Source organism: Chthonomonas sp. (genome assembly GCF_035294165.1).
Taxonomy (GTDB): Bacteria; Armatimonadota; Chthonomonadetes; order Chthonomonadales; family Chthonomonadaceae; genus Chthonomonas.
Genome location: NZ_DATGLN010000238.1, coordinates 1 through 10952, shown reverse-complemented (window position 1 = coordinate 10952; position 10952 = coordinate 1). Strand labels below are relative to the sequence as shown.

Sequence of the window (10952 nt, the reverse complement as noted above, 5' to 3'; positions counted from 1 at the left end):
CCGTACTCTCTTTACTCTGTGAGGAGCCTACGGCATGTCTGTAAGTCCGCTCGATTTTGAAAAACCCATCTCTGAGCTCGACGCCAATATCGCCGAACTCAAGCGTATCGCCGCCGACCCCGTTTTACGCAAAGATGCCCTCGACCGTGGCATTGACATTGACGAGGAGATCGCACGCATCGAACGGCGTCGTGAGGAGGTGATGCGCCAAATATTTGCCAATCTTACCCCATGGAATGAAGTACAAATGGCACGTCACCCCCAACGGCCTTATACGCTGGACTACGTTCGGCTCATTTTTGAGGATTTTATGGAGCTGCACGGCGACCGTATCAATGCGGACGACCCCGCTATCGTCGGCGGGTTGGCACGCTTCAACGGCCGCTCCGTGGTGGTTATCGGCCATCAGAAAGGGCGCGACCTGAAAGAGCGTCAGCTTCGTAACTTTGGAAGCGCACGCCCTGCCGGCTTTCGCAAAGCTCTGCGCCTTATGAAACTGGCCGAGAAGTTCCATAAACCTCTTATCACTTTTGTAGATACCCCGGCCGCCGAAGCTAACCTCATGGCCGAAGAGGAGGGCATTAGCCGGGCCATCGCCGTCAACCTTATGGAAATGGCACAGCTAAAAACCCCTATCGTCACGGCTGTTATCGGTGAGGGCGGCAGCGGAGGTGCGCTTGGTATCGCCATGGGCGACCGCGTGGTTATGCTCGAACACGCCATCTACTCCGTCATCCCCCCCGAGTCGTGCGCCGCTATCCTCAAGGAGTTTGGGCGCGACCGCAGTCGCGCGCCCGAAGCGGCCGACGCTCTGAAGCTAACGGCACGCCACGCACAGGCCTTTGGGGTGGTGGATGAGGTGCTGCCGGAACCCCTCGGCGGAGCTCATCGTGACCTTCAACAGACCGCCAAAACGCTTCAAGAGGCCATTGCACGCCATCTTGAAGCGCTGGATAAGAAACCGTTGGACGTGCTTCTGCAGGAACGCTACGAGCGATATCGCAATATCGGTAAATGGCATGATCCGCTGCAACTCATTCGCAGCCAATTGGAGGTCTCATAGGTTGCGCCCACAGAACGCCATCAAAGCCACCACCATCGTGGCCGTAAAGCGGGAGGCAGAAGTCGCTTTGGCCGGCGATGGCCAGGTGACCATGGGCGATACGGTGTTGAAGCACGGCGCACGCAAAGTCCGCCGGCTCTATCAGGGGCGCGTGCTCGCCGGCTTCGCCGGCTCCGTGGCCGACGCCCAATCCTTAGCCGACAAGTTCGAAAGTAAGCTCGAATCCAGTGCCGGTAACCTCACCCGTGCTGCCATCGAGTTCGCCAAAGAGTGGCGTACCGACCGCATTCTCCGCCGACTCGAAGCGATGATGATCGTGAGCGATGGCGACAAACTGTTTATTCTCTCCGGCGATGGTAACGTGGTAGAGCCGGACGATGGCGTGGCAGCTATCGGTTCTGGAGGGCCTTACGCGGCGGCAGCGGCTCGCGCGCTGCTGCGTTACACACAGCTCGGCGCCCGCGAGATCGTGGAGGCGGCCATGCGCATCGCCTCCGAAATCTGCGTCTACACCAACGATCACTTCACCATCGAGACCCTCCCGGCCAACCGTTCTGCCGGCTAGCCCGCAGTAAATGAGGAACTTTTTACAATGCCCTCCTCTTTTTCGGCTTATCGAGTGAACAGATTCTGCTCCGCGATCTCACATGTCCACCGATTTTCCGTTGGCGGAACGGCTATGGCGGTGCTTTTTAACCCTTCTTGTTTCAGAATGCCACGTGAACAACAATGAAAACGAAATGGGCGCTTGTGTTTCTCTTGGAAACCCTCCACCTATGGGCCTTTGGTGTCTGGTTTGGGGGGGTCGTGTTGCTGCTAATCCTTTCTACACCTCTCCAAGCCGTGAATCGAGCGCCCTTCTTTCTTTGCGGGCTTATCGTTTTAGGTTGTGAGTGGCTTCTACGTCGGCGCTATCGCCTTCAGCGAACCAAAGCGCTCGGCGATTCGCTGCGCCAAACGCTTGTGCTGGCCGCCCTTTTTGTGGAGGAGTTGGAGCACAACAGCCGCCGGCCAACAACGGCCACTCTGCATGCCCTTGAAATCGCCCAGGTTGTGCTTCTCGCCTTTGTGGCTGCTATCTCGGCCTGGCTGCAGGTGGCTCCTCCTGTGGGGGAACCGGCGCCGTTAACCGAAACGAATAAGGAACAAGAGGCGGCAACCCTATCTAACCCAACAAAACCACAACCAGGCGCTATGTCCCAACCCCGTCTTCAAAGGAGACGCCGATGAATGCCATGCAGAACCTGTCGCACACGCTAAAACAGGAGTTAGAGGCCCTGCTAGGCCCGGAGGGGGTGCTCACCGACCCGGTAGCCCTGCGCGCCTACGATTGCGATGCCTATTCGCCGGCAAAACATTTTCCCGACGCCGTAGCCCTACCGCAGACGACGGAGCAGGTAAGCGCCATCGTAAAACTCTGCAACCGGCTTGGGGTACCGTTTACCCCGCGGGGGGCAGGCACCGGCCTCTCCGGCGGTGCCACGGCCGTTGAGGGCGGTGTGGTGATCGCCACCACGCGCCTTAACAAAATCCTTCGTATAGATGTGCCCAATCGGCGGTTGGTGGCGCAGGCCGGCGTGGTGAACACCTATCTCACCAAAGCGGTAAAAGCATATCGCCTGCATTATGCGCCGGACCCTTCGAGCCAGGGCGCCTGCACGGTAGGCGGAAACGTGGCCGAAAACGCCGGCGGCCCTCATACCCTTAAATATGGGGTCACCACCAACCACATCACCGGCCTTACCCTGGTGCTGCCCGACGGTGAGATCGTGGCGCTGGGCGGATTCGAGGAAGAGACGCCGGGCTACGACCTCGTTGGGCTTGTGGTTGGGGCAGAAGGCACCCTGGGAATCGTTACGGAGGTCACCGTGCGATTGACCCCCCTACCCCAATCGGTGCGAACCCTTTTGGCCATTTTCGAGACCATTGATCAGGCCACCCAAACCGTTTCAGACATCATTGCGGCAGGGGTTTTGCCGGCTGCCCTCGAGATGATTGATACCTTCATCATTAAGGCTTGCGAGGAGGCGTTCCATCTCGGTTTTCCTGCGGATGCCGAGGCGGTTCTGATCATCGAGGTAGACGGTTTGGAAGTGGGGCTAGATGAAGAGGCCGAGCAGGTGCGCCAGATCGCTTTCAAAAACGGGGCACGGGAGGTGCGTCAGGCCAAAACAGAGCTGGAGCGCGCCCTGCTATGGAAGGCCCGCAAACAGGCCTTCGGTGCACTTGGGCGCCTTGGGCTTTCAATGGTGACCCACGACGGCGTTATACCGCGAACAAAGCTTCCCGAAGTGCTTCGGGAGGTACGCGCCATCGCCCAAAAGCACGATCTACTGGTAGGAAACGTCTTTCATGCCGGTGATGGTAATCTTCATCCCAACCTCATGTTCGATGAGCGCGATCCCCAGCAGGTGGCGCGCGTGATGCAGGCCGGCGAGGAGATACTCAAACTTTGCGTGGACGTTGGCGGATCGCTCACAGGCGAACACGGGATCGGTGTGGAAAAGATGGAGGCCATGACGCTGCTGTTTAGCGATGCCGATCTCGAGCTGATGCAAAAAATAAAGTCGGTATTCAATCGGAACGCGCTCTGTAACCCCGGCAAGGTGCTGCCTGCCTCAAAACGGTGCTGGGAAACAGAACACGGCCCACGAATGGTGCGTTCGGTGGGAAGAGGTGCTGCGGTTTAGCCTTCCCTGAAAAACAGGAGGTGGATAATGGAACTTCCATCCGGCATGGTGACCCTGCTCTTCACCGATATTGAGGGCAGCACCCGCATGATGGAGCAGGACTCTGAGGCCATGATGCGCCTGCTCGCCCAACATGATGCTCTTGTGCGTAAAGCCGTAGAAGAACAGAATGGAATCGTTTTTAAAGCTCTCGGCGATGGTTTTTGTGCCGTATTCCACCAGGCATCGGCGGCAGTCCTGGCTGCTATCGAGATACAAAAACGTCTCCATGCTGCCGACTGGGCGCCGTTCCCCATGCTCAACGTCCGTATTGCACTCCATTGCGGAGAGGTGGTTCTGCGGGAAGGCGAGTATTTCGGAACCTCCTTGACACGAATCGCGCGTCTGTGCGATCTAGCGCACGGAGGCCAAATTCTGCTGACTCAGGCCGTTGTCTCACACATTCAAGATCGGCTGCCTGAGAGCGCTGCCCTCAAAGACCTCGGTGTTGTGGCTCTTCGTGGCCTGCAACGCCCAGAGCGCGTGTTCCTGCTAAGCCACCCAGAAATCCCAGCCCGTTTTCCGTCTAAAAGCTTCGGTGTCGTCGCAGAGAACATACCCTCCCGGCTTACGAGCTTCATCGAACGCCCCGGTGAGATGGAACAGTTGATGGCGTTATTCGCGAATGAGAATCCCACACGACTGCTTACGCTGCTCGGACCAGGCGGTTGCGGCAAAACACGCCTTGCTCAAGAGCTGGCAAGCAAGCTGACCTCTCATTTTGCAGATGGTGTTTGGTGGGTTGACCTTGCCTCTATTGCCTCATCGCAACTGATCGTTCCTAAAATTTTGGCGGCGCTTGGCCTTCATGAAACCGACGAGGCCGCCTCTGCGCTCGATCATTTGCAACAGGAGCTGCATACGTTTCAAACGCTGCTTATTTTAGATAACTGCGAGCACCTTCTTGATGATCTAGCCCCAATTGTGGAGCGCCTGCTTCACACCTGTCGCAATATCGCCGTCGTGGCTACGAGCCGGGAAGCCCTTCGCATTGCAGGGGAACGGATATGGCAGGTGCGCCCGTTGAGCGTTCCAACACGGCCAACAAAAAGCCTCTCAACGATGGCAGCCTATGAGTCGGTTCAGCTTTGGGTAGACCGCGCCAAATTAAGCGACCCTACTTTCGCGCTTACAGAGGAGAATGCCGCCCTTATTGGCGAGATATGCCAAAGCCTCGATGGAATTCCGTTGGCCATTGAACTGGCAGCTGCCCGAACGGGCAGTCTATCCCTAGAAAGAATCGCCCGTGATCTGCGTCAAAACCTTCGTTTTCTTACCACCGGCGGGGCACGTGAGGCGCGCCACGATACTATGGAAAACGCCATTCGATGGAGCTATACCCTGCTCTCTGCAGACGAGCAGGAGATGCTTCAAGCCTTATCGGTGTTTGCCGACGGCTTTACTCTAGAAGCTGCGGAGGTCGTCGCCTTTCAAGACGATGGTGCGTTGGACTCTCTCCTTAACCTTGTAGAGAAGTCCCTCGTCAGCTTCGAAAAAACCTCAGAACAGTCGCGTTATCGCCTTCTGGAGGTCATACGGCTTTTCGCCGCCGAGCGTTTGGCGGAGAGTGGGAGAATACCCCTTATACATCGGCGGTACCTCCAATTCTATAACCATCTGGCACAGCAGGCCGCGCAAGGGTTGCGTGGAGCGGAGCAGGCCGCGTGGCTAGCGCGCCTCGATGCGGAGTACGACAACTTGCGCACAGCTCTCCGCTATGCCCTCGATCCCGAAACTCGTTTAGGGCTTGCCGTGCCACTTTATCAATACTGGTATCTGCGTAGCCGTTTCACGGAGGGCCGAAGCTGGCTGGAAGGGGCTTTGTTGAGAAGCTCTACAATTCCCCCTAAACTGCGTGCCGATGCTCTTAACTGTGCCGGTATTCTGGCTTGGGCGCAGGGCGATTGTGCCGCTGCACTCCGTTTCCATACCGAAAGCCTTGAGCTGTGTCGAGAGATTGGAGATAGAGAAGGAGAGGCCAGAGCCTTTAACGGGTTAGCATTGGCCGCTCAAAAACTGTCGGACTTCCCTCAAACACGCTACTACCTTGAGCAAAGCCTGCAGATTTTTCGGGAGACGAACCCGCGTGCTGCAGCTCAGGTGCTGGTGAATTTGGGCGGTCTGAGCACCGAAATGGGAGACTTGGTTCAGGCCAAAAGCTATTTCGAGGAGGCCATCCAAAGGCTCAAAGCCGTGGGCGATAAGATCACCCTTCTCACGGCGTTCTATAATTTGGGTGAGCTGCATTTTCAACAACAGGACTTTGCCGATGCCCTGCGCTGTTATAAAGAGAGCTTGCAGCTCCTCCAACACCATCCGATTCCTGCCCTGCAAAGCCGAACCTTCGATTCGCTGGCGCACATCACCTACTCGTTCTATCAAAACGCCGAGACGGCATCGCTGCTCCTCGGTATGGCACAGGTTTTTGTTAAAGATACGGAGGCCGCCGCTCTGCTTACCCCACAGTCTCGCCAGATTGAGAAGTTCATGGAGACCCTGAAGGCGCAGATAGGAACAAAACGTTTTGAGGAGTTATGCGCTCAAGCGGAGACCCTTACACCATCGGAGGCATTCACGTTCGGAATGGAACATATTGATAATTGTTTGCAATTAGCAACAAATAAATGCTAGACTATAGCAACCTTGTTGTAAAAGGAGATTAGTATGAGCAAACAGCCTACCCTCGGCATCGTCTATGTGCCCATCGGCATCGGCATACCGGCAACGCCCATCAACACCAACCAGCAGCAGTTCTACGTGACTGTGCAGCTTGGTTACTTTAACGGCAACACGTTGCCTTCAACAACTGTTACTCTGACCCCCTATCAATACGATCCCGCCGCAGGGTCTCTGGTCAAACCCGACCCGAACGTGCTTGCAACCAATACACCCCAGTCCTACACCTTCAACGGGCAACCCTCCACCAGCATTCCTTTTTCGCTCACCACCGGCCCACAGGCGCAGAACAGTAAACAGCAGATCGTACTGATTGCCACCTGCAATGGCTACACGGTATCCAACTCCCTGCCTATCGGCTATGCTGCGTTACCGCAGCCGGTAGGGGCCGGAGCGGCTACGGGCGGAGAGATTGAGGTGGTTGTTGAGGAGCAGCATGAAGCCTCGGCCAAACAGAAATCGTCGTCAAACCCAACGGCTTAGTTCGGCAATATCGGTTCTCCCTCCGGTGCTAGAAGGGGAGGGAGAACCGCGCCTCTAAGCTGTGCGTTTTGCTGTTTTCCGCCAATCGCGGATATCCGTCTCGACGGCTCTGAATCTGTTCTTGCGGACAACTGTTCCTTCGTAGCCGAGTTGAACCTCAATACCAACCCTTGCATGGGCTATGCTGTTTCCTTCAATAACGTTATCTAGCCCTGCAGGGCGTGGAGGATTTTTCCCAGAGTAGGCCGCAGTTGCCATCTGCAGGTAGGACGGTCCGTACCAGAGAAAACCGATTCGGGTGTTATCCATTACGCGATTGTTCCGAAACACATTGCCCCATATCCCCAAACCGGCGAGCGCACCTGTGGCAACATCGCGGGTATAAAGTCCCAAAGTGGCACTGTTGTCTGGCTCAGGCCCCTGCTGATAGATGAAACTTTCGCGTATCTCGTTGTTCTTCCACTGTGTAAAGTAGCAGAGGTCTAAACGATGCTGTCCGTTGATGGTATACTGTGCTGCCGTGCCCCACATACCTCCGGAACGAACGGCCACGTTTCCATCAATAATGAAGTTGTAGCCTCCGCCCCATAATTCCACCCCACAGCTGGTATCCTGAGTATAGTTATGGTAGATCACAACATCACGATGATAGGGAAGAATAGCAATAATAGACGATGAATCTGGAACAATCTCCCAAGCCTTATCAAGGGTGATTTTGTTAGAGGTATTGGCTTTAATGCGACGATGCTGCCCAAGCCCTTTTCCCCAAACGACGAGACAGGCTAGCCCCACAAAATCGTTCTCTTTCCAGTTTCCATCCGGAACGGTGAAAGAGTTTCTATCTGCTTCCTGTGGGCTTCCGATCCAGGGCTGGCGACCTGTGCTATCAAAGGAAATCGCCTCCCTTTCGCATCCGAAACCATTAAGTAGACGATTGTTGGCGATGTAAAGCCGTGAAACATCTGTGTCGAGAGGATTGGTATCCTCATAATTGCTAAAACTTCCATAGGTTGCTTCTAAATCTCTGCCCTCAACGGTGTTTCCTTCAAAAATGGTCTCGGTTGGGCCCCACATCCCGTACCAACCGGCGCGTCCTGTATGAAGGTAGTTGCGAAGGACGCGAGAATGCCGTGTTTGATGAAGAATAATGGGCATACCGCTGCTCACCACCTCGCAGTCACTGATCTCGATACGGTCTCCAAAAAGCGCTATGGTGCTCGGCCCGGCGATCTCCAGGCGTCGAGGGTCTTGATCGGCGGATCCAACGCGATGGGCATAACGCAAATGCTGTATTCGGAGGCGACGCAAGAAAATGTCGTTTGCCTTCGGCGGTAGAGGGCTTGTAACATAACCCCAGGGAGCTCCGGGAAACATGGCGTACATGGTGTTAACATCGGGGGCGGTGATAATGCGGCGCGGTGTTTGGGCAGCGATGGAGAGTTCCTCGATCCCAAACTCGCCCTTGCCGGCAAAAACCGTATTGAATTCGGCTATCTCTTTAGGAACGTAGAGCCAAACCAACTCACGCTTTTCACCTCGTAACACGGTTTTGGATGGGATGTTCAACTGAGCGGTAATTCTGTAGACGCCTCTTGGAATAAACACGATGCCCCCACCGTTCTGCGCACACAGATCGAACGCCCTCTGAAAAGCAGAGGTATCGTCATTCGAACCATCGCCTTTAGCACCAAAGCTACGTACGTTATGCACCGTTTGGGGCCATTCAGGTACCCGTTGTAAGCCAAAAGCCATGGCAGAACTCCAACCATATTTGCCGCCGAAGCCGTTGTGAACAAATAGCTCATATTCACCTAAACTAAGATTTTCGGGCAACCGTGCTTTGATGGCGTAGGGATTCACGGAGGCAACGGTCAGAGGATAAAAACGCCCCTTTCCATGTAAAACAAGCCGCCCTTCCCATCTCCCCGTCTCATCAAGGCGAAAGTTCTTTCCAAAAACCCATACTTCCCCTCCCGGAGGGCTGCTGCTTCCATTCTCCCCTAGAACCCACCATATCTCTGGGCGATTCACCAGGGGAGGATGAACGGTCCCCGCATTCCCGGTCAGTTGAAACAGATAGAGGCCTTTTGTCCACTTCTCAGGCATGAGAGCTTTTATACACCGTTCACTTCGCTGTAAAACCTGCAGAGCTTGAGTCGCTTTCTCATAAGGCAGATCGGCAGAGAAAGTGGGGAAGTGTGGGGCTTCGTCCGAGATGCGGTTCGCCATCACCTCTAGCTTCTCTAACGAATCGCCGAAGAACATAATGGTATCACCGGGGTCTACCGGATCGGCTACCCAAAAGACGGTTGGAACGGAATCCGCAGCCGGTTGTGCTTGTCCACCACCTTGCAGAAGGGTAGCGCCGGTCGAGCTTAATAGAAGCTCTCGTCGTGTTAATCTCATCTTATTCCTATCCTCCCACGCTGTGTTCTATTCTGTAAGACCTTTTACTGCAGCCGAAGTTGCGTCCGAATATGTGCTCCGTTTGTTTCGAAAAAGCCCCTCAGAGCATGGCTTCGATCTCTTGTCGGTAAGGAATAGAGGGTTGGGCACCCAAACGGGTGACACAGAGGGCTGCGGCTGCGCAGGCAAAACGCACGGCCTCCCTGAGGGGCTGTCCCTGCGTGATCGCTGTGGCGAATGCACCGCAGAACACATCGCCGGCAGCGGTAGTATCTATCGCCTGCACGGGGAGTGCCGGGACATGAAAACCCCCTTGAGGCGTAGCCACCCACACACCGTTTGCCCCTAACGTAAGCAGCACATTTTGCGGTCCCTGCCTTTGTAGAATCTGAGCCGCCAGCTCTGCCTCGCGTAACGTGCCAACCTGCACACCGCTAAGGTAGGCCGCTTCGGTTTCGTTGACCACGAGGTAGGTTATCCGTGAAGAGAGCTTGGGAGCCTCCTTACGGATAGGGGCAAAGTTAAACAGAATGGCCGTTTCAGAGTCGGCCAACACCTCAAAAGTCTTTTTCAAGGCGCTACATGCGATCTCGGCCTGCGTCACCACCATGCGGCTTCTCTTCAAAAGAGTAGCGTAACTCTCGATATGCTCGGGCGTTAGGGCATTGTTGGCGCCTGGAGCCGCTGCAATGCAGTTCTCTCCCTGCCGATTGATGAGGATCATCGCGAGGCCGGTTGGTTCTGAAACGCTTCTGGCAACCGGTTCGGTAAAAATGCCGTCTCGCCGGAGGTTCTCCAGAATGGCCTCTCCAAAGGCATCGCTCCCAACACACCCTAAAAAAGCAACGCGCCCTCCGGCGCGAGCTGCAGCGACCGCCTGGTTCGCCCCTTTGCCTCCGAAGGCTTGCGAAAACCGTCCATCACTCACCGTCTCCCCTGGCGCCGGAAATCGTTCCACCTGCATGATCATGTCCACATTTGCACTGCCTACCACCGTAATCGGAAACTCCATGCCTCCATACCTTCCTTATTAAGGTAAGTGACACCCATGTTACATGCTGTTTTAGATAATCATACCCGCTTCGCCTTCGGCAGTAGAGAGCGCTTGTGCACAAAAAAGAGCGCATCGTTAACGATGCGCTCCCATCGCAAAGAGAAGTGTTATCTACCCAAGCAGTTTCAGCAGAAGCTGAGGCGCCGCATTGGCCTGTGCCAACATCGCCGTTGCCGACTGCTCGATAATCTGGTTCTTCGTTAGGTTTACCACCTCCTGAGCCACATTCGTATCCCGTATCTGGCTCTCCGAAGCCGAGAGGTTCTGAACCCCTATCCCCAGATAGTTCGCCGTCGCCTGCAACGTCTGTGACTGCAACGCTCCCAAGTTCGCACGTAACTGCGATACCTGAGAAATCGCCTGATCCACTATCCGTATCGCGTTCGTTGCCCCTTGACCCGTCGTCACATCTATGTTCGACAAGTTGTAGCCCGCTACCACCGTGTTGCCTAAGTTCACCACACGGATGTTGCCCAAGCTCGCCTGAACCAACTGACCCGCGTTCCCCCCTACCTGGAACTGCAGCATGTTGGCCGATACC

The 10952-nt window shown here is 55.5% G+C and carries 9 protein-coding genes; 6 read left to right on the top strand and 3 right to left on the bottom strand.

The genetic code is table 11. The features are described 5' to 3' along the window. The first annotated feature begins 34 nt into the window (after positions 1-34). The 6 genes from VKV29_RS13350 (at position 35) to VKV29_RS13325 (ending at position 6951) form a co-directional block, all read left to right on the top strand. Complete coding sequence (locus VKV29_RS13350; RefSeq protein WP_324201808.1) at positions 35-1063, top strand: acetyl-CoA carboxylase carboxyltransferase subunit alpha; 1029 nt, start codon at positions 35-37, stop codon at positions 1061-1063. 1 nt (position 1064) lies between these two features. After that, complete coding sequence (gene hslV / locus VKV29_RS13345; RefSeq protein WP_324201807.1) at positions 1065-1628, top strand: ATP-dependent protease subunit HslV; 564 nt, start codon at positions 1065-1067, stop codon at positions 1626-1628. 164 nt (positions 1629-1792) lie between these two features. Then, on the top strand, positions 1793-2293 hold the full coding sequence (locus VKV29_RS13340) for a hypothetical protein (RefSeq protein ID WP_324201806.1): 501 nt from the start codon (positions 1793-1795) through the stop codon (positions 2291-2293). Next, on the top strand, positions 2290-3753 hold the full coding sequence (locus VKV29_RS13335; protein WP_324201805.1) for an FAD-binding oxidoreductase: 1464 nt from the start codon (positions 2290-2292) through the stop codon (positions 3751-3753). Before VKV29_RS13340 ends, VKV29_RS13335 begins: the two co-directional genes overlap by 4 nt. Positions 3754-3780: 27 nt before the next feature. After that, positions 3781-6423: a tetratricopeptide repeat protein gene (locus VKV29_RS13330; protein WP_324201804.1), complete on the top strand. Its 2643-nt coding sequence runs from the start codon at positions 3781-3783 to the stop codon at positions 6421-6423. 33 nt (positions 6424-6456) lie between these two features. Further along, positions 6457-6951 (top strand): hypothetical protein, encoded by a 495-nt coding sequence (locus VKV29_RS13325; RefSeq protein ID WP_324201803.1) that lies wholly within the window; start codon positions 6457-6459, stop codon positions 6949-6951. Positions 6952-7005: 54 nt separating this feature from the next. Here the strand turns inward: VKV29_RS13325 and VKV29_RS13320 are convergent, their stop codons facing one another. From VKV29_RS13320 to VKV29_RS13310, 3 genes are all read right to left on the bottom strand, one after another. Beyond that, positions 7006-9357 (bottom strand): glycosyl hydrolase family 28-related protein, encoded by a 2352-nt coding sequence (locus VKV29_RS13320; protein ID WP_324201802.1) that lies wholly within the window; start codon positions 9355-9357, stop codon positions 7006-7008. A gap of 100 nt (positions 9358-9457) precedes the next feature. Then, complete coding sequence (rbsK, locus tag VKV29_RS13315; protein ID WP_324201801.1) at positions 9458-10369, bottom strand: ribokinase; 912 nt, start codon at positions 10367-10369, stop codon at positions 9458-9460. Positions 10370-10522: 153 nt separating this feature from the next. Further along, positions 10523-10952 (bottom strand): flagellin (locus VKV29_RS13310; protein WP_324201800.1); only part of this gene is annotated, 430 nt, incomplete at its 5' end.